This window comes from Frankia torreyi (assembly GCF_000948395.1).
Lineage (GTDB): Bacteria > Actinomycetota > Actinomycetes > Frankiales > Frankiaceae > Frankia > Frankia torreyi.
Genome location: NZ_JYFN01000019.1, coordinates 31,256 through 50,303 on the forward strand (window position 1 = coordinate 31,256; position 19,048 = coordinate 50,303).

Annotated in this window: 17 protein-coding genes; 8 read left to right on the forward strand and 9 right to left on the reverse strand. The window is 73.8% G+C overall.

Annotated elements, in window-relative coordinates:
- Positions 1-143: 143 nt before the first annotated feature.
- From FF36_RS13610 to FF36_RS13620, 3 genes are all read right to left on the reverse strand, one after another.
- Positions 144-857, reverse strand: a complete 714-nt coding sequence (locus FF36_RS13610) for an ABC transporter permease (RefSeq protein WP_044885424.1) — start codon at positions 855-857, stop codon at positions 144-146.
- Between the two features lies 1 nt (position 858).
- On the reverse strand, positions 859-1,806 hold the full coding sequence (locus FF36_RS13615; RefSeq protein ID WP_242422483.1) for an ATP-binding cassette domain-containing protein: 948 nt from the start codon (positions 1,804-1,806) through the stop codon (positions 859-861).
- A 94-nt stretch (positions 1,807-1,900) separates the two neighbouring features.
- Complete coding sequence (locus FF36_RS13620; RefSeq protein ID WP_044885425.1) at positions 1,901-2,398, reverse strand: MarR family winged helix-turn-helix transcriptional regulator; 498 nt, start codon at positions 2,396-2,398, stop codon at positions 1,901-1,903.
- A 91-nt stretch (positions 2,399-2,489) separates the two neighbouring features.
- Here FF36_RS13620 and FF36_RS13625 point away from each other — a divergent pair, with 91 nt between their 5' ends.
- The 3 genes from FF36_RS13625 (at position 2,490) to FF36_RS13635 (ending at position 4,575) form a co-directional block, all read left to right on the forward strand.
- Positions 2,490-3,152 (forward strand): nitroreductase family protein, encoded by a 663-nt coding sequence (locus tag FF36_RS13625; RefSeq protein WP_044885486.1) that lies wholly within the window; start codon positions 2,490-2,492, stop codon positions 3,150-3,152.
- A 50-nt stretch (positions 3,153-3,202) separates the two neighbouring features.
- Entirely contained in the window at positions 3,203-3,676 is a 474-nt protein-coding gene (locus FF36_RS13630; RefSeq protein WP_199865389.1) for an MFS transporter, read from the forward strand.
- Positions 3,677-3,855: 179 nt separating this feature from the next.
- The gene (locus tag FF36_RS13635) at positions 3,856-4,575 is read left to right on the forward strand and encodes a hypothetical protein (RefSeq protein ID WP_044885427.1); all 720 of its coding nucleotides are present in this window, start codon (positions 3,856-3,858) and stop codon (positions 4,573-4,575) included.
- A gap of 30 nt (positions 4,576-4,605) precedes the next feature.
- Here FF36_RS13635 and FF36_RS13640 read toward each other — a convergent pair whose 3' ends face one another.
- A complete protein-coding gene (locus tag FF36_RS13640) occupies positions 4,606-8,304 on the reverse strand; it encodes a patatin-like protein (RefSeq protein ID WP_044885428.1) in 3,699 nt (1,232 codons plus the stop codon).
- A 167-nt stretch (positions 8,305-8,471) separates the two neighbouring features.
- On the opposite strand from FF36_RS13640, the gene FF36_RS13645 reads away from it, so the two are divergent.
- Positions 8,472-10,319 (forward strand): acyl-CoA dehydrogenase, encoded by a 1,848-nt coding sequence (locus FF36_RS13645; protein ID WP_044885429.1) that lies wholly within the window; start codon positions 8,472-8,474, stop codon positions 10,317-10,319.
- A 129-nt stretch (positions 10,320-10,448) separates the two neighbouring features.
- A complete protein-coding gene (locus tag FF36_RS13650; protein WP_044885430.1) occupies positions 10,449-10,841 on the forward strand; it encodes a hypothetical protein in 393 nt (130 codons plus the stop codon).
- A 145-nt stretch (positions 10,842-10,986) separates the two neighbouring features.
- Here the strand turns inward: FF36_RS13650 and FF36_RS13655 are convergent, their stop codons facing one another.
- The 4 genes from FF36_RS13655 to FF36_RS13670 all read right to left on the reverse strand — a co-directional run bounded on the left by FF36_RS13655 (position 10,987) and on the right by FF36_RS13670 (position 15,333).
- Positions 10,987-11,223, reverse strand: coding sequence for a hypothetical protein (locus FF36_RS13655; protein WP_009741405.1), 237 nt, complete (start codon positions 11,221-11,223; stop codon positions 10,987-10,989).
- Between the two features lie 120 nt (positions 11,224-11,343).
- Positions 11,344-12,843 (reverse strand): dihydrolipoamide acetyltransferase family protein, encoded by a 1,500-nt coding sequence (locus FF36_RS13660; protein WP_044885431.1) that lies wholly within the window; start codon positions 12,841-12,843, stop codon positions 11,344-11,346.
- 31 nt (positions 12,844-12,874) lie between these two features.
- A complete protein-coding gene (locus tag FF36_RS13665) occupies positions 12,875-13,948 on the reverse strand; it encodes an alpha-ketoacid dehydrogenase subunit beta (RefSeq protein ID WP_082121903.1) in 1,074 nt (357 codons plus the stop codon).
- The gene (locus FF36_RS13670; RefSeq protein WP_044885488.1) at positions 13,945-15,333 is read right to left on the reverse strand and encodes a thiamine pyrophosphate-dependent dehydrogenase E1 component subunit alpha; all 1,389 of its coding nucleotides are present in this window, start codon (positions 15,331-15,333) and stop codon (positions 13,945-13,947) included. Before FF36_RS13670 ends, FF36_RS13665 begins: the two co-directional genes overlap by 4 nt.
- 126 nt (positions 15,334-15,459) lie before the next feature.
- Here FF36_RS13670 and FF36_RS13675 point away from each other — a divergent pair, with 126 nt between their 5' ends.
- Positions 15,460-16,398: an LLM class F420-dependent oxidoreductase gene (locus FF36_RS13675; protein WP_370657193.1), complete on the forward strand. Its 939-nt coding sequence runs from the start codon at positions 15,460-15,462 to the stop codon at positions 16,396-16,398.
- A gap of 193 nt (positions 16,399-16,591) precedes the next feature.
- Complete coding sequence (locus FF36_RS13680; protein ID WP_044885432.1) at positions 16,592-17,809, forward strand: CapA family protein; 1,218 nt, start codon at positions 16,592-16,594, stop codon at positions 17,807-17,809.
- 34 nt (positions 17,810-17,843) lie between these two features.
- On the opposite strand, the gene FF36_RS13685 is transcribed toward FF36_RS13680, so the two are convergent.
- A complete protein-coding gene (locus tag FF36_RS13685) occupies positions 17,844-18,239 on the reverse strand; it encodes a Fur family transcriptional regulator (protein ID WP_044885490.1) in 396 nt (131 codons plus the stop codon).
- Positions 18,240-18,626: 387 nt separating this feature from the next.
- Between FF36_RS13685 and FF36_RS13690 the strand changes: the two genes are divergently transcribed.
- Positions 18,627-19,028 carry an SCO5389 family protein gene (locus tag FF36_RS13690; protein WP_044885433.1) on the forward strand — a complete coding sequence of 134 codons (402 nt, stop codon included), beginning with the start codon at positions 18,627-18,629 and terminating at the stop codon, positions 19,026-19,028.
- Positions 19,029-19,048 lie beyond the last annotated feature (20 nt).

Below are 19,048 nucleotides of genomic sequence, written 5' to 3' on the forward strand. Positions count from 1 at the left end.
GGGGGATGCGCCTACCCGACGCGTCGGAGGTGATCCGTCCCACACTGGTGCCACATTTCTGCCCCGTCCGTACGGTGGGCCCGCGGGGCGGGGCGATCGGTCCGGACCGCGTGGGCCGCCGGCTGCCGGGCGAGATGCCTCGATCACGAGGACAGGTCCCGTCCCACCGCGAACAGCCCGGCGACCAGGGCAAGAATCCCCCAGCCGACGGCACTCGCCAGAGAGGCGGTGTCAAGTTCGGACGTCGGCCAGGCCAGCACGCCCAACGGTGCGGTGACCGGTCCGCGGAAGCGGGTCGCGTCCAGCAGCGGCTCGAACGCGCCGCAGCAGCCCAGGGCGAGCAGCGCGCCCGTCGATCCGCGCAGCAGGGTGCCGGCTCCCACGCCAACGGCGCCCGCCGCGCACACGGTGACGGCGACGATCCCGTAGGCCGCGGCGACGTCGGCCGGGCGGTCGAGGTGCATTCCGGGTCTGCCGTAGCGGACGGCCCCGACGGCGAGCCACCCGGCGAACAGCGCCGCACTCAGCACCAGGCCGACGGCGGCGACGGCGAGGTACTGGGCGATCGTGATCCGACGGCGCCCCGGAACGGCGAGGAACGCCAGAGCCGCCGTTCGGTGACGGTACTCCTGCGCGACAACGAGGACACCGAACGCCATCATGGCGTAGCCGGTGAACAACCCCGAGCGCGACCGCAGCCCGTTCCAGCTCGCCGCCGCGTCCTGGCCGGCCCACAGCATCGGTGGCACGTGCAGGATCAGGACCGCCGTCAGGGCGACCGGCTGCCAGCGACTGCTGGCGATCTTGAACAGCTCGGTACGCACCAGCAGGCCTGTTCCGGCCTGTCGTCCGGGCATCTCAGCGGGCACCCTGCGGTGGCCCCGCCCGGCCGGCTGGGCCGCCCGGACCGGGTCGCCCGTCTGGGCCGTCCGGCCCGGCTGGGCCGTCTGGGCCGTCCAGACCGTCCAGACCGTCTGGGCCGGCGGCGCCGGGGTTGGTCAGTGCGAAGTAGATCTCCTCCAGGTCCTGGCCGTGGGTGTGCAGTTCGACGAGCGCGATCCCGTGCCGGGCGGCGACCCGGCCGACCCGCTCGGCCGTTCCGGCCGGCAGCCGCAGCCCGTCGCGTCCGACGATGGTGGGGACCAGACCCTGCTCCGCGAGCAGGCCGGCCAGCCGCGCCGCGTCGGCCGTGCGCACCTCGACGTGGCCGCCTCCCAGCCGGTCCGCGGGCGCGTCGAGCACGACGCGACCCCGACTGATGATCACGATGTGGTCGACGGTCTGGCCGACCTCGGCGAGGACGTGGCTGGACAGCAGCGCGGTGCGTCCCTCGGCCGCCCACGACCGCAGGAAACCCCGTAGCCACCGGATGCCCTGCGGGTCCAGGCCGCCGGTCGGCTCGTCGAGGATGAGCAGCGCGGGATCGCCGAGCAGGGCCGCGGCGAGCGCCAGGCGGCCCCGCATGCCGAGGGAGAACCCGCCGGTCGGGCGGTCCGCGGCGGCGTCCAGCCCGACCGTCGACAGGACCTCGTCCACCCGGCGCCGGCCGACGCGCAGCGGCAGCGCCAGGGCGCGCAGGTGGTCACGGGCGCTGCGGCCGGGATGGGACGCGCTGTCCAGCACCGCGCCGACCCTGCGGGCGGGATGATCGAGGTCACGGTAGGCGTGACCGAACACCAGGGCCGCTCCGGAGGTCGGGGCCACCAGGCCCAGCATGGCGCGCAGCGTCGTCGTCTTCCCGGAGCCGTTCGGGCCGAGGAACCCGGTGACGTCGCCCTCGCGAACCGCGAAGCTGATGGTCCGCACGGCGTGATGCGACCCGTATCGCTTGGTCAGGCGGTCTACCTGGACGACGGCGGTGACGGGAGCCTCCCGGCGGATCGTCCGATCGGGGCGACCTCTACGGTAGCGGCTCGCTCCCCGCGGTCTCCCGTTGGGCTGCCCCGGAAGGGGTGGGTCCGGGCGCGGCGGGTACGTGCCGCGGGATGGACGCCAGCAGCTCGATGAGCTGGGCCCGCTGCGCCGCGGTGAGATGGCGGGTGAAGCCGGCCACCGTCGCCGCCCGCCGACGGCGGCCGACGGCGAGCGCCTCCCGGCCCGCCGGGGTGAGCGCCAGCAGCACCGCACGCCGGTCGGTGGGATGCGAGCGGCGCGCCACCAGGCCGTCGGACTCCAGGTCGTCCACCGTCTCGGTCATCGTCCGGGGCGCCACCGCGACCGCGTCCGCGAGGTCGCGCAGCCGGCAGGGCCCGCTGTCCGCGAGCAACTGCAGGACCTTGAACCGGCGCAGGGTCAGCCCGACGCTGGCCCGCAACGCCTCGTCGACCGCGTTCCGCACCTGGTGGCCGGCGGCGAGCAGCAGGTTCACGACCTCGTCGCCGGTGTCCGGTGGCGGCATCCGGGCGCCCTCCTCGTCTACGGTGGTGATGGCGTTATCTTAGGATGGTATTCCTCATAGTGAGGGTACCTCGCCAATGAAGGAGTCCCACGTGGATGCCCTCGCCTGCCTCATGACGCGTCGCACCGCGACCCGACTCGTCGAGCCCGGGCCGACGACCGAGCAGCTCGCCGTCCTCCTCGGCGCCGCCACCACGGCGCCCGACCACAAGATGCTGCGGCCGTGGCGGTTCGTCGTCGTCCGCGGCGACGCGCGGGCGACCCTCGCGGGCGCCATCGCCGCGGCCGCGCAGGCCGTCGGCACCCTGCCCGAGCCGGTCGTGCGCAAGGCCGCCGGCAAGGCCACCCGCTCCCCGGCGCTCATCGCCGTCGTCGCGGCCCGCGTCGAGTCGAAGGTGCCCGTCGCCGAGCAGGACGCCTCCGCCGCCGCCGCGGCGCAGAACATCTGCCTGGCCGCCCACGCCCTCGGCCTGGCCTCGGCCTGGAAGTCGGTGCCGCTGCCGGACAGCGCGCAGGTCCGGGCTGCCTTCGGGCTGGCCGACGGCGAGGAGCTGGTCGGCTGGGTCGAGCTCGGCACGCAGGCCCAGGCCGCGCCGCTGCCGCCGCGGCCCGCGGTCCCGCTCGACCGGGTCGCCGCCGAGCTGGCCGTGGACGGCACGCTGCGGCCCGTCGCCGCAGCCGTCCCGGACCAGGTCGCGACGACCGCCGGGGCCGTGCAGCCGGTCGGTTCGGCGCGCTCGGGCCCGGTCGGGTAGGTGGCCGCGATTCGCGTGCTGCGCCCCGCCGACGTCCACGACGGCGGCGCGTGGATTCGACCTCGTCGGCTACCTGCTCGCCGGGGGTGGGCTGGCCGGCATCCGGTACGCCCTGTCGACCGGCCCGTCTCAAGTCCTTCGTCTTCCTGCTGACCCAGACTGCGGCTTTCGCGACCGTCACCCCGGCTCGCACCGGCGACGCCTCGGCGCTGTCCACCGCCCAGCGGCAGCTCGCCTCCGCGTTCGGCGTCGCGCTCGTGGCCACCGTTCTGGCGCTGCCGGCCGCGGGCTTCGGCGCGGCCGACGCGCTCGCGAGACGTTGGGCCCTCCTCGTCCCCGTGGAGCTTGCATTGGTGGTGGCGGAACTTGCATTGGTGGTGACGGTGCTTGCGTTGTGCGTTCGTGACGTGGAGGCGGCCGCGACAATGCGCAGCGTTGCCCAACGGGTCCCCACATCGCCGGGAACGAGCCCGGACGGCCCAGTTCCCGGCAAGTTGCCCCGGCGGGAGCAGGAGGCTACCTAAGCTGGACCGGGGGCCTTGGTCGGCCGGGCCCGAAACCGGGTATGACTCGGCTCCCGACCTGCGACGGGAGGTTCGCCGTGAGTGGTGCGCAAGCACCGGGACGGCACGGGTCCGCCCGCCCGCGTCCGGGGAACGGCCGGCCGGCCGCCCGTTCGGGCCCGGGGCGGCTCGGTCTGGCCATGACGGGCGGACTGTTGCTCGCGGTTCTGGTCGGCTGCTCGGAGTCCGGCTCGACGGGCGAGGACGTCGCCGCCCGGTCGGACACCTCGGTCACAACCAGCCCCTTCCCGCCGGACCAGGGCACCTCGGCCGCGCCCGCGGCGACCCCGCCGGCCGCCGGGGGTGCCACCGGGTCGGCGAGCGCCGCGCCCGACGGCGCCACGGCCGGCGGTGGTTCGTCCGGCGCCTCCGGGTCCGGGGGCGCGGCTGGGTCGGGGGGCGCGGCTGGGTCGGGGGGCGCGGCTGGGTCGGCCGGGTCGGGTGCGGGCGCGGCGCCGGCGGCTCCCGGGGCGAGCCCCGCCCCCGGCGCGACCAGCGGGGGTGCCGGTGCCGGCGGGGCCGCCGCGACCACTGCGGTGCCGACCCCGCAGCCGTCGGCGGTGTTCCTCGGCGAGGCGTGCGCGCCTGACCGCAGCAAAGCCCCGGCGATGGCCGTCAACGGCCTGGTGCTGTACTGCGTCCCGGCCGACGGTGGTGCGTCCTCCGCCGTCGGTGGTGTGTCCTCCGCCGACGGCCGGTGGTCCACCGAGCCGCCGACGTCCTCCGCCCAGTCGCGGCCGGAAGAGGGCGGGTCGTGCCAGCCGGCGGACGTCGGCCGGGTCCTGCGGGACTCCGCCGGGCGGCCGGTGTCCTGTCTGCGGGACCCGAACGGCCTGCTGAGCTGGTCGGACGTCTCCTGAGCGACCGCGGAGGGGTCGGCCAGCCCGCGCTCAGCCCCGGCGGCGGGCCCGGCGGGTGGTGAGGGCCTCCGCGAGCGACCAGGCACCGGGCAGCACGAGCGCGCCGAACACGGTCGCCCAGGCCCAGGGATGGTCGGCGAGGTAGGGAACCGCGTCGTCCTCCAACCAGTCGAACAGCCGGTCGTGCAGCACCGGGAACACTCCCGCCGCCGCGATCACCGCGATCAGCCCGGCGGCGAGCACGGCCAGCCCGCCGGGCACCCGTCGCCAGCTCGTCAGCCCGATCATCAGCAGGCCGAGCAGGGCGACGAGGATGCCGAGTCCCCCGACCACGCCGGAACTGACCACACCACCGACGATCCCCAGGACCACCAGCGCCGCCCCCAGCCCGATCACCACCCGCCGCCGGCCATGGGACACGTCCCGGACCAGCTCCCAGGCCAGCCGCGCCGCCGTGCGCACCACGAACGCCGCCGGTCGCAGGGGCCGCGGCAGGATCCGCATCGTGGCAATCCAGGCGGCGACCACGGCGACGATCTGGACCAGGTCGGTGACGAGGATCGGGCCCTGCGCCCGGTCGGTGATGCGTTCCGCCGGGACCTGGCAGGCCCGCAGCACGTCGTCCACGGCTCGCGGCGCGAGCATTCCCGGTGCCACCGGCACCCCGCTGAGGCCCGGCGGTCGTGGCGGGGTTGACGGTTGTGAGGTGGCGGTCGTGGCGGGTGGCGGCTCCTGCGCGGTCGCCGGCGCTCCCGCGGCCCGCTGCGATGCTGCGACCCGGGCGGCTGCGGCAGCCGCCAGCGAGATCACCTCCGCACCGGTGGAAGCACCCGCCATCGTCCCGTCAGCGTTCCCGGCCGGGGAGGTGCTGGTCGGCGGCTTGGTGCTGGCCGGTGGGGTGCTGGCCGGCTCGGGGGCGAGGGCTCGGTCGACGGCGGCGAGGAAGTCGGCGGTGGGTCGCGGATCGAGGCCGGAGTCGTTGTCCTGGCGGACGGCCCGGGCAAGGCCGACGAGCTCCTTGGCCGCGATGTCCCGCTGAATTCCGGCGGCCACCCAGGTGGCCGTGACCGGCAGGCTGGGCGGCACCGGCGCCTCCGGATCGGCGAGGAAGGCGAGTTCGTCGAGCGCGTCCTGCGAGACGGGGGTGCCCGCGACCTCGGCGAGGTCGTCGACGAGCGCGACCAGCCAGCCCCGCCGGGCCAGCGCCGCGGTGCCGGCGACCCGCCCGTCGTCGGCAGCACCGCCTGGGCCGGCCGGGGGGCCGGTGGGCACGGCGAGGTCCCGCCGCAGCACGAGCCGGCGCGGGTCGAGCAGGATGCGCACGAGCCAGCCAGCGCCGTCGAGCCGCCCCCACATCCAGTCGTTGGCCCGCCAGGAGGACTTCGCGAAGGCGCCGAAGTTGCCCAGTTGCAGGCCCGTGATCTTGTCTTCGGCGAGGCGGCGGGCGGGGTCGAGGGCGGTCGGAAGGTCGGCGCTGATCTGAACGAGCTCGACCGGCTGGTCCAGCACGCCGCCGGTCGTGGCGCGTTCGACCAGGTGCAGATCGAGCAGGGCGATCAATGCGTCCGCACCGGTCGTCGGCAGGTAGTGGACGAAGTCGGTGAGCGTGCGGGCGGCGAGCGCCCGGCGCTGCCCGACGCTGAGCCCCGCCGGCTGGATCCCGGGCCCCGTGGGGGGTGGTGTGGGCGGGGTCCAGCGGCGGACGAGGGCGGCGATCTCACCGCGCAGCTCGCCGACGACCGGCGCGAGGGACGCCCACCCGGACCCCGGCTGCGCCGGGTCGTCGGGCCCCGCCGGGTCGTCGGGCCCCGCTGGGCTGCCGGGGCCCGCTGGAACGCTGGGACCCGCTGGAACGCTGGGACCCGCTGGAACGCTGGGACCCGCTGAATCCGCCGCCCCCGCGGGATCGGAGCGCAGCCACCGGCGGGTCGCCTCCTTGAGGACGTCGAGCAGCGGGGCTCCGGGCATCGCGGCGAGGGTCTCGCTGACTGTCGTGAACACCCCCGGCCGCGGCGACGAGGTGTAGAGCGAAGCGGGCCCGCGCGCGTCCGCGGTTTCCGACCCGGCCGCGCACCCCCCTGCGCGGCCGGATCCGGTGGGGTGCGGCGGGCTGCCGGATCCGGCCAGGGCGGCGTCGTGCACGGCGGCGGCGAGCCGGGCGAGGCGGGCCCGCTCGACCGGCTCGGGGCACAGCACGTACCCCTCGTTGATCATGGAGACGAGGATGCCCCGGACACCGTCGAGGGCGGGCTGACCGAGCCGCCACAGCTCGTCGAGGTCTCCGACGCCCGGTAACCGGCCGGGCAACGTCTCCAGGACGGCGCCGACGGCGGCGTTGGTCATCCGGGCGCGGCCCGCGGCATCGGTGCGCAGCGCATCGGCGTCCGGTGGGCGCGGCAGGTCCGCGCGGTCGGTGAGCACGTGCAGCAGCGCCTCGATGACCGGCGTCGCGATCTGTTCGGCCACCGCGCGCCGGTAGGCGTCGTAGACGCTGTCGTCGGCCAGCCGGGCCGAGCCCGCCGGAGCCAGCCGCAGCAGACGCCGGCGGCCGGCCCGGGCTCCGCGGACGGCCTCGTTGTGCTCGCGCAGCGCGGCGAGGTCCGTGCCGATCGACTGGTTCAGGGCCGCGCCGAGCGCCCCCAGCAGGGTGCCGCTCACCGACGGCAGCGGCGGCGCTGGTGGCGCTGGCGGCGCATCGGTCGCCCGCCCCGGCTCGGGCTGTGTTCCGCGGAACAGCCGGGTTCCGCGGAACAGCCCAGGCCCGTGTGTCTGGTGCGTTTCGGGGAGCTGGTGCGTTCCGGGGGTCTGCCGGTCACTGGGTTGCGCGTCGCGCGTCGCCGGGGTCGGACGGGGAGAGGGCACGACGTAGGTCAGCACCCGGCGGACCTGGCGTTCGGCGGGGCGGTCGAAGATGGCCGCCAGCGCCGGGCCGATCGGCCGGTTGACGAGGATCCCGCCGTCGGAGGCGTGGAAGGAACGGGCGGCGTTGACGAAGCGCGCCATGTCCGGGTGGGTGTCGTCGAGGGCGTGACCGACCGGCACGTAGGCCGGCTCGAACGCCCCAGGGAACGCGGAGCTGGCCCGGGCGGAGAGCGCCAGGCGTGGGATCGCCGCGGGATCGGTGAGGTCCGGTGTGCCGAACACGAACAGGCCCCGGTAGTCGACGTCGTACATCGTGCCGCCGAGCGAGTCGGAGTGTTCGGCGACCTCGCCCCGAAGGATCGTCGTCGTGACGAACACCGAGGTCGGCCGGGCGGCGGCCTGCTGCGGTGCGGTCGTCCCGGCCACGGCGCCGAGGGCGGTGTGCAGGGCGGGCAGCACGGCGGCGTCCCCCCGCAGCAGCGACGGGTACGCCTTCTCGTCCGGGGTGCGCATGAGCGTGTCCAGCGAGCCCAGGGACAGCCACAGCTCGCGCAGCGGGGCGAGGTCGCCGTGACGGGCGTTCGCGAAGCCGAGCATGGTCGCGTTGATCCCGCCGGCGGAGGCCCCGGCGAGCACGTCCACGCTGAGCTCGACGTCGAGGATGGCCGCGAGCCGCGCGTACCGGGCGGCGACCGCGGCGTCGGCATCGTCGGCGCGGGTGTGCCCGGGGCTGGTGGCCAGGTTGATCTCGGTGGCGACTCCGCCCATCCACACGGCGAGGCTGGCGCCACCGGTCATGACGACCGCAAGCCGCACTTCCTGGGTCGTCTCGTCACGCATGGTGGCAAGGGTAGACGTGCCGGACATCGCCCGATCCGCGCTTGTCGCGGTCGGTGCGGATTGGTGGAGCTGTTTACTGCGTCGCCCTACTTGTCAACGGGTTACTCGTGGGTAGCATGGGAACACCGTACTCACGAGTAGCAAGCCGGTCCCGGCCGTGCGCGCCGCCCGGCGCTCCCGGAAAGGAGCCGTTCATGGGCCACTACCGGAGCAACCTGCGGGATCTCGAGTTCAATCTGTTCGAGGTGTTCGGCGTCGATCGCACGCTCGGCACCGCTCCGTTCGAGGAGATGGACGCCGAGACCGCGCACGAGGTGCTCGCCGAGCTGGAGCATCTGGCCACCGGCCCGGTCGCGGAGTCGTTTGCCGATGCCGACCGCAACCCGCCGACGCTCGACCCGGCCACCGGCTCGGTCACCCTGCCCGAGTCCTTCAAACGCTCCTACCGGACGGTCCAGGACGGCGAGTGGTGGCGGCTGTTCGTCCCGACGGACCTCGGGGGCCTCGGCGCGTCGCCGACGGTTGCCTGGGCTGCCGCGGAGCTGCTGCTCGGGGCGAACCCGGCCGTGTTCATGTACATGGCCGGTCCGACCTTCGCGGCGATCCTGCACCGGCTGGGCAACGAGTGGCAGCGCACACTCGCCGGCTACGCCATCGAGCGGCACTGGGGCGCGACGATGGTGCTCACCGAGCCGGACGCCGGATCCGACGTCGGCGCCGGCCGGACCCGGGCGGTCGAGCAGACCGACGGGACCTGGCACATCGAGGGCGTCAAGCGGTTCATCACCAGCGGCGACTGGGATGTTCCGGAGAACATCTTCCACCTTGTCCTCGCCCGGCCGGAGGGGCACGGCCCGGGCACGAAGGGCCTGTCGATGTTCGTCGTGCCGAAGTTCATGCCGGATCCGGCGACCGGAGCGCCCGGGGAGCGCAACGGCGTGTACGTCACCAACATCGAGAAGAAGATGGGCCTGAAGGTCTCCGCGACCTGCGAGCTGAACTTCGGCGAGCGGGCGCCGGCGGTCGGCTGGCTGGTCGGCGACGTGCATGAGGGCATCGCGCAGATGTTCCAGGTCATCGAGTACGCCCGGATGATGGTCGGTACGAAGGCCATCGCCACGCTGTCGTCGGGCTACCTCAACGCGCTCGACTTCGCCCGCACCCGGGTACAGGGCGCCGATCTCACCCGGTCCGCCGACAAGACCGCGCCCCGGGTGGCGATCATCAACCATCCCGACGTCCGCCGGATGCTCATGCTGCAGAAGGCGTATGCCGAGGGCATGCGTTCACTGGTGCTGTACACCGCGACGTTCCAGGACCGGGTGGCCCAGGCGGCGGCACGCGGCGAGAACGACGAACTCGCGGTCCGGATCAACGACCTGCTGTTGCCGATCGTCAAGGGGGTCGGCTCCGAGCGGTCCTACGAGCTGCTCTCGACCTCGTTGCAGATCTTCGGCGGCTCCGGCTACCTGCAGGACTACCCGATCGAGCAGTACATCCGGGACGCCAAGATCGACACCCTCTACGAGGGCACCACCTCGATCCAGGGCCAGGACCTGTTCTTCCGGAAGATCGTCCGGGATCGCGGGCAGGCGCTGACCGCCGTGCTGGGGGAGATCCAGACCTTCGTGAAGGCGGAGGCCGGCAACGGCGCCTTGCAGTACGAGCGGGAGGCGCTGGGAGCCGCGCTGGACGACGTCCAGGCGATGGTGGGTTCGCTGGTCGGCTACCTCACCGGTGCCGCCGACGACGCCCGGCAGGTCTACAAGGTGGGCCTGAACTCCACCCGCCTGCTACTCAGCATCGGTGATGTGCTCATCGGCTGGCTGCTGCTGCGGGGCGCCGAGGCGGCACTGCGCGCCCTCGACGAGGCGGGCACCGGCCCGGCCCGGGCCGGGCACCAGGGCACGGCCTTCTACCAGGGCAAGGTGGCCGCGGGCCGCTGGTTCGCGGCGAACGTGCTGCCCGAGCTGAAGGCGCGCCGGGCCGTGGTCGAGTCGACCGGGCTCGGACTCATGGATCTCCCCGAGGATGCGTTCTGAGCTCGATGATCCACGAGTCGCGGTGGGTCCGCGAGGGTTGCCACGGATCGCGGAAGGTCTCGCGCGGTCCGTGGCAATTGCCGGCCCGGCGGGGTTGTATTGGGCGGTTCCGCGGGTAGATGGGGCGGCATGGGAATCCCGTTGAGCCTCGCCTTCTTCGCCCTCGGCGCCATCCTCGCCTTCGCCGTCCGCTCCGATCCCTCCGGCCTCAGCCTCGACATGGTCGGCCTCATCATGATGCTCGTCAGCGCAGTCGGTCTCGGCATCACGCTGTACCAGAACCAGTGGCGCCGCAAGATCGTCGAGGAGTCGGTGGAGAGCGGCGTGCCGACGCCGATCTCGGTCGACGACACGATCCTGGTCGACCCGGTCACCCCGGTCGAGGCACCGCGTCGGCGTGAGCCGGACCTCACGCCCGAGGAGGACCGCAAGCTGAACTCCGCGCGCCACCCGGAGGCGAACCCCGAGCCGCAGCCCGTCGTGCACGTCGGCAGCGAGGAGCGCTCCGCGTCGCGGCGGTGAGCTCCTGTCTCCTGTCTCCTGCCGGGCCCGTCCGCCTGCCCGCCGCCGCCCGGCCCAGCTCCCCGAACGACCCGGCTCCCCGAACGACCCGTGATCCGGGTCCGGGGAACCGGGCTCCGGGCGGCTTGTTCGTCCGGGGTCGGCGTCAGGACGTGCGCAGCGGCGGGAAGGCCTGGTCCAGCTCGTTGCGCATGTCCCGCTTCAGCAGGTCGTCGGTGTCCGAGGAGGACTGCCCCTCCAGGAGGAACCGGGCCACCCGGAGCGTGAGGTCGACCCGTTCGGCCAGGTTCAGCGTGCCGGTGAACCGGCCGCTGGAGTTGGCGGAGGTCAGAACCTTGGCGACGAACTCGTCCGCGGCCTGAAGTGCCTCCACTCGCGTCATGGTTCCACCTCTTTGTGCCGGAAGCCGGTCAGAGGCGCAACCGTACCAGGGGGCCGACTGTGCGCCGTTGTGCGCCCCTCTCGTGTGCTTTGTGGCGTGCTGGTGGATCCGATGAGTCGATCACGACCAGGCGAGGGCGAGCGTGGGATCCGTCAGCACTGCACCCACATCCGCGAGCACCGCCGCACCCAGTTCCCCGTCGACGATGCGGTGATCGAAGGACAGGGCGAGCTGCACCACCGTACGTACCGTGAGCTGACCGTCGTGCACCCAGGGAGTGGGACGGATCGAGCCCAGAGCAAGTATGGCGGCCTCCGGCGGGTTCAGGATCGGCGTTCCGACGTCGACGCCGAGCACCCCCACGTTGGTGATGGTGATGGTCCCGCTACGAAGATCCGTCGGGTCGAGCCGGTCCGCCCGGGCCGATGCGGTGAGCCCCGCGAGTGCCCGCGCGAGGCCGACGAGATCGAGCCGGCCCGCGTCGGGGATGTTCGGCACGACGAGGCCGCGCGGCCCCGCCACGGCGATGCCGAGGTTCACCCGGTCGGGGACCTGGATTTCCGCCCGCCCCGCGCCCCCGTCCTCGACCCAGCGAGAATTGATCATCGGATGCCGGCGCACGGCGACGAGCAGGGCCTTGGCGACGAACAGCAGCGGCGTGACCTTGATGCCGCCGAACTCCGGCAGCGCCGCCACGCGCTCGCGCGCGGCCATGGTGGCGGTCACGTCGACGCTGAGGAACTCGGTGACGTGCGGCGCGGCGGTGACGCTGGCGACCATGGCCTGAGCCATCGACCGCCGTACCCCGACGACGGGCACGTGCCAGGCCCCGGTCGCGGAGGAGAAAGCCGCGTCGGCCGGGACCGCGCCGATCCGCCGGTTGGCGGGCGGCGTCGCCTCCGGTGCGGTGGGCGTAGCCGTCGCCTCCGGTGCGGTCGGCTGCGACGCCGGAGTCGCCGCGGGCGCCGCTCGGGCGACGGTGTGCACGGCGGCCTGGACATCGTCCCGGCTGATCGTGCCGTCGGGGCCGGTACCGGCGATCCCGGCGAGGTCGACACCGAGGTCGCGAGCCAGCTTGCGGACGGGTGGCTTGGCGAGCACCGCGGACTTGGCGAGCACCGCGGGCTTGTCGAGCCCCGCGCCGTCCACCCGCGCCGGTCCGCTCCCGCGGGCGGGTCCCGGGGCAGCCTGACGGCGGGGACTGCGGCGACGTTGCTGACCCTGGCGCGGCCCGTAGCCGACGAGCACGGGCACGCGCTCGCCGGCACCACCGTCGCGGGAGGCCGGCAGCCGCCCCCCGCCCGCCGCGCCGCCGGCGGACCCGAACGCGGCCGTCGCCGGTGCGGGGGCCGCGTCCGCGGGCTCGGGCTGCCCGGCATCGGCCGTCCGGACCGTCAGCAGCGGTTCGCCGACGGCCAGGGTGCTGCCCGCTTCGCCGTGGATCTCCACCAGCACCCCGGCGAACGGACTCGGGATCTCGACGACCGCCTTGGCGGTCTCGACCTCCACGAGCGGCTGGTTCACCGTGACGGAGTCGCCGACCTGGACGAGCCAGCGGACGATGTCCGCGTCGGTCAGACCCTCGCCCAGGTCAGGGAGCCGGAACTGTCGCTGCGCCACGGGGAACCCCAGTTCGGATAGTGCGGGCGGGTCAGTAGCCGAAGGACCGGTCCACCGCGTCGAGGATGCGGTCGACGTCGGGCAGGTAGTGGTCCTCGAGACGGGCGGGAGGGTAAGGGGTGTCGAACCCGGTGACCCGCAGCACCGGCGCTTCCAGCGAGTAGAACGCCTGCTCGGCGACGCGGGCGGCGACCTCGGCGGAGACCGAGACGTTCGACGGCGCCTCGTGCACCACGACCAGCCGTCCGGTCCGCCGCACGGAGGCGAGCACCGGCTCGAGGTCGAGGGGGGACAACGAGCGCAGGTCGACGACCTCCAACGACCGGCCGTCGTCGGCCGCGCTGACCTCGGCGGCATCCAGGCAGGTCCGCACCGTCGGGCCGTAGCCGACCAGGGTCGCGTCGGTGCCCGCCCGCACCACCGCGCTGCTGTGCAGGCCGGTGGTCCCATCCGGGGACACCTCGCCCAGCGGACGGGGGTCCACCACCGCCTTCTCCCAGTACCGCCGCTTCGGCTCCAGGAAGATGACCGGGTCGTCGGAGCGGATCGCCTGCTGGATCATCTGGTGGGCATCGACCGGGTGCGAGCAGGCGACGACCTTCAGCCCCGCGGTGTGGCAGAAGTACGCCTCCGGGGACTCGCTGTGGTGCTCGACGGCGCCGATGCCCCCGCCGAACGGGATGCGGATCGTCACCGGCAGCCTGATCCGCCCGCCGGAGCGGTAGTGCAGCTTCGCGAGCTGGCTGACGATCTGGTCGAACGCGGGGTAGACGAAGCCGTCGAACTGGATCTCGCAGACGGGCCGGTAGCCGCGCATGGCCAACCCGATCGCGGTTCCAATGATCGCCGACTCGGCCAGCGGCGTGTCGATCACCCGGGCCTCGCCGAACTCCTTCTGCAGGCCGTCGGTCACCCGGAACACGCCGCCGAGGGTGCCCACGTCCTCGCCCATCACGATCACCTTGGGATCGGCCGCCATCGCCGAGCGCAGGCCCAGGTTCAACGCCTTCGCGAGGGTGATCGGCACGGGGGTGGCGGGCTCGCCGGTTCGCTCCCCGCCGACCTCGGCGGGCTGCTCGCCGGTGATGACGGCTCCGCTGGTCACCACGCCTCCCCTGGTAGCTGCGTTTCGCCTGGTACGTGCGTCTCGCCCGCCACGAGTCCACCCTTCACGCCGAGCCCATTCCTCACGCCGAGTCGATCCTCGGTGCCGGGTCGATCCCCGGTGCCGGGTCGATCCTCCCGGTCGAGCCGGTCGTCCGTCCCGCCGTCACCCGGATCGAGCGTGGCGGCGAACGCCGAACGCTGCTCCGCCACCAGCCCATTCTCGGTGACCTGCACATGGTCGAACAGGCTGGTCGGGTCCGGGTCGAGCATCGCCGTGCAGCGGGCGCGCAGCTCGTGGGCGAAGGTGTCGGCCTCGAGGGCCAGGTGCCGGTCACGCTCCTCACCGAGCAGGCCACGGGCCGCAAGATGGGCGCGCATCCGGTCCAGCGGATCCCGCCGACGCCACACCTCGAGCTCGACCGGCGACCGGTAGCGGGTGGGGTCGTCGGCCGTCGTGTGCGCGCCCATCCGGTAGGTCACCGCCTCGACGAGCACCGGCCCCCGACCGGCCCGGGCGATCGCCAGCGCCCACCGGGACACGGCGAGGCAGGCCAGCACGTCGTTACCGTCGACGCGCACGCTGGGGAAGCCGAATCCGGCCGCCCGGTGGAAGATCTCGGTCCGGCTCTGCCGGCGGGTCGGCTCCGAGATGGCCCACTGGTTGTTCTGGCAGAAGAACACCAGGGGGACGGAGAACACGCTCGCCCAGCCGAACGCCTCGTTGACGTCGCCCTCGCTGGACGCGCCGTCCCCGAAGTAGACGATCGCGGCCCCGGCCGAGCGGTCCCAGGTCATCCCCATCGCGTAGCCGGCGGCGTGCAGCGTCTGCGAACCGACGACGATCGAGTAGAGGGCGAAGCCGTGCGTGGCCGGATCCCAACCGCCTAGGTTGACGCCGCGGAAGATGGCCAGGACCGCCGCCGGGTCGACGCCGCGACACCAGGCCACCCCGTGCTCGCGGTAGGACGGGAACGCCATGTCGTCGGGCCCGAGCGCCCGCCCGGATCCGACCTGCGCCGCCTCCTGGCCGCGCAGGCTCGCCCACAGCCCGAGCTCGCCCTGCCGCTGCAGGCTGGTCGCCTCCTCGTCCATGCGTCGGACCAGCACCATGTCCCGGTACAGACCGAACAGCTCGTCGTCGGTGAGGTCGGCGACGTACGCGGGCAGGTCGATGTCGACGGCGGTGAGTTCTCCACTCGGCGGTCCGGCGTCCGGACCAGCCTTCGGATGGCCGGGGGTCGGTCGGCCGGGCGTCGGACGGCCAGGGGTCGGCGGTGTGTCTGCCGGCCGGTCGGGCGGCGCGGCGGGCGGCGCGTCCGGTTCGGGCGTCCTGGCCCGGGACGCGACGGTGATCCGATGACCGGTCGGAGTGAGTAGCTGCATGAGCTCCGTCACACTCGGCAACGATAGACCTCAGACGGAGGCCGGCAACCCGATCTGCGAGTCCGCCGCGCGGGTGGTCACGCCTCCCCGCTCGGTGCCGGGGCCGCGGGTCGGTACGGTGTCGCGGTGACGAGTGCGCAGGACGTGCCCCGCCCGCCGGCCCGCCGCGACATCGGGAAGGTCGGCATCTGGAGCGGGCAGTTCGACTTCTCCCCGGCCGGCGTCGTCCGGGAGGCCATCGCCGAGCTTGACGAGCTCGGCTACCCCACCCTGTGGACGGGTGAGGTCAAGGGCCGGGAGGTCCTTGTCACCGCGAGCCTCGCCCTCGCGGCCACCTCACGGATCACGATCGCGACCGGGATCGCGCAGATCCTCGCCCGCAACCCGCTGACGATGACCGCCGCGCAGCTCGCCCTCGCGGAAGCGTTCCCCGGCCGTTTCCTGCTCGGGCTGGGCGTCTCCCATGCCGAGCTGATGCACATCCGGGGCGCCGCCTACACCCGCCCGCTCGCGCAGATGGCGGCCTACCTCGACGAGATGGACCGGATGGCCGCCGAGCAGTACCGGGCGGTGGCGCCGGCCGAGCCGCCGCCGCGGGTCCTCGCCGCGCTCGGGCCGAAGATGCTGGGTCTTGCCCGCGATCGCGCCGACGGCGCGCACACCTACTTCGTCCCGCCCGAGCACACCGCGGCGGCCCGCGAGATCCTCGGCCCGGACAAGCTGCTCGTCCCCGAACAGGCGTTCGTCCTGCACGACGACCCCGAGCAGGCTCGGGAGCTGGCGCGCCGGCACACCGGGTCCTACCTGCGGCTGCCGAACTACACGTCCAACCTGCGCCGGTTCGGGTTCGACGACGACGACCTCGCCGGCGCGGGCTCCGACCGCCTGGTCGACACGATCGTCCCCTGGGGCGACCCCGACGTCCTGCTCGGCCGGATCAAGGAGCATCTCGACGCCGGGGCCGACCAGGTCGCCGTACAGGTCCTGGACTTCGACCGCCGCGGGCTGCCCCGCCGGCAGTGGCGCGAACTGGCACCGGCGCTGTCGGCGCTGTCGGCCCTGTAACTGCTGTCAGCCGGGTGGCCGCTGTCAGCCGGGTGGCCGCTGTCGGCCGGGTGGCCGCTGTCGGCCGGGTGGCCGTCAGCGCGGTCTCGGCTGGTTACCCTGTCCCGGCTGTCGGTCCGGTGACGTCCACTGGCCCGGCGCGGCCGGGTCGGCGAGGCTTGCCGGACGGGGACGTCGGACGGAGGAACGCGGCATGGGCGGGGGCGGGGGGTTCGCGCGGCGGTTGACCGGGCGTCGGTCGGCAGTCGCGGGGTTGGCCCTCGGCACGGCCGGAGTCCTGCTGGTCGGGCTCGTCGCCTGTTCGATGCCCTACGGCGACGACGCGGATCCGACTCCCGCGCCGACCGGTGCGACCGCCACAGCGGCCAGCCGGGGCGGGACCGGTTCCCCGGCCACCCCGGGTGCGGCCGCCGGGGGCACCGGTTCGGCCGACGGTTCCAGCCCGGTCGGGAACGGTCCGAGACGGCCGACGGGGCAGCCCGTCACGATCGCGTTCGGCGGTGACATCCACTTTGCCGGCACGCCCGGCCAGCGCCTCGCGGCCGATCCCGCCACGGCGATCGGGCCGATCTCGGCGACCCTGGCCGCCGCGGACCTCGCCGTCGCGAACCTGGAGACCGCGGTGACCGACGGCGGCACCCCGGCGCCGAAGGAGTTCACCTTCCGTGCCCCGCCCACCGCGTTCGACGCGGTGCGCGCCGCCGGCATCGATGTCGTGACCATGGCGAACAATCACGGCATGGACTACGGCCTGACCGGGCTGCAGGACTCGCTGCGCCACGCCCGCGACGCCCACTTCCCGGTCATCGGCATCGGCGAGGACGACACCAGCGCCTTCGCCCCGTACACGACGACGGTGAAGGGGCAGCGCATCGCCGTCATCGGGGCGACCCAGGTCCTCGACGACCAGCTCATCGCCGCCTGGACCGCCGGGCCGCACAAGCCTGGCCTCGCCTCGGCGAAGGAGGTCGACAAGCTGGTCGCCGCTGTGCGGGGCGCGCGGGCGCGGGCCGACACCGTTGTCGTGTTCCTGCACTGGGGGGTCGAGCAGCAGCAGTGCCCGAGCGACACGCAGCGATCCCTGGTCCCCCGGCTCGCCGCAGCCGGGGCGGACGTCGTCGTCGGCAGCCACGCCCACGTCCTGCTCGGGGCGGGTTGGACCAGCGACGGCGTCTACGTCGACTACGGCCTGGGGAACTTCGTCTTCTATTCCTCCGGGACCGGACGCAACACCGAGTCCGGGGTGCTGCGCCTGACCGTGGCCGGCAGGGCGGTCACCGACGCCACCTGGGTGCCCGCCCGGATCGTGGGGGGCGCACCGCGGCCGCTGAGCGGCGCCGCCGGCAGCCAGGCGCTCGCCGCCTGGAACGCCCTGCGTGGCTGCACCGGCCTCGCGGCCACCGCCCCGTGATGGTTTGATCCGTGCTGGTTTGGTCCGTGATGGTTCAGGAGGCGGCGGACGCTGCCGCGCAGTCGGCGCACGTGCCGTAGATCTCCACGGTGTGCTCGACGTCGACGAAGCCCTCGGCGTCGGCGATGGCGGCGGTCCACGCCTCGATCTCCGGGCCGGCGATCTCCACGGTCCGCCCGCAGACCCGGCAGACGAGGTGGTGGTGGTGCGCCGCGGTGGCGCAGCGTCGGTAGACCGTCTCGCCGTCGTCGCGGCGGATCATGTCGACCTCACCCCGGTCCACCAGCACCTGGAGATGGCGGTACACGGTGGTCAGCCCGACCCCGGCGCCCCGTGAGCGCAGCAGGGCGTGCAGGTCCTGAGCGCTGGTGAAGGCGTCGGTCTCGGCGAGGGCGGCGCACACCGCGTCGCCCTGCCGGGTGGCGCGCACCGTCGTGCCGCGGCCGGGTGCGCCGCGCGCCGCCGCGCCGGGGACCGGCCGAGGGGACGGGTCCGCATCGGGCGATCTGGGCTCGTTCCTCGCGATGCTCACCGTCACTCCCTTCGCCGCGTCCGTGCTGTGGTCCGAGACGCCCCGGAGGTCCGAGACGCCCCAGAGATCCGAGGTGCCGTCGACCCCGGCCGGGCCGCGACGTCCTCGCGGCTCGGGTCGCGGCTCGGGGTGCTTCACGATCTCATTTTCTCACCTTCGCGCGCTGTCAGGGCCGTTCGGCCGACCCGGATGGCACTCCGATGGCAACGTTATTGACAATGGAATTCATTTCTGAAAAGGTGGATCGCGGCGGGAACAGGCTCGCCACCACTCCCGGAGGTTCCGATGTCACTCACAGTCACTCCGCAGCTCGTTGAGGCCGCCCGTGTCGGCGAACTGACCGACGAGGCGTTCCTGGACTGCGTCCGCACCTCGCTGCCGTTCGCCTATGAGCTGGTCGAGCGGCTCGCGGCCGAGCTCGGGCCGGCCCAAGCCGCCGGGTCGGACTTCACCGCCTTCGACGGCACGCCGCCCACCGACGCGGAGGGGGGCCAGCTACTGCGCGCGATGGCCAGCACCTCCATCCGCTCAGCGTTGGAGCGGCGTTTCGGCGTGGCCCTCGTGTTTCAGAACTGCCACCGGGTCGGGATGTTCGGCCTCGACGCGATCGGTGGGGAGCAGTACCGGCAGTTCGTGTCCCGCGAGGCGCAGATCCTCAATCAGAAGCCCGAGCTCGTCAACTGCTGAGCTCCCCCGGCGCCGGCCGG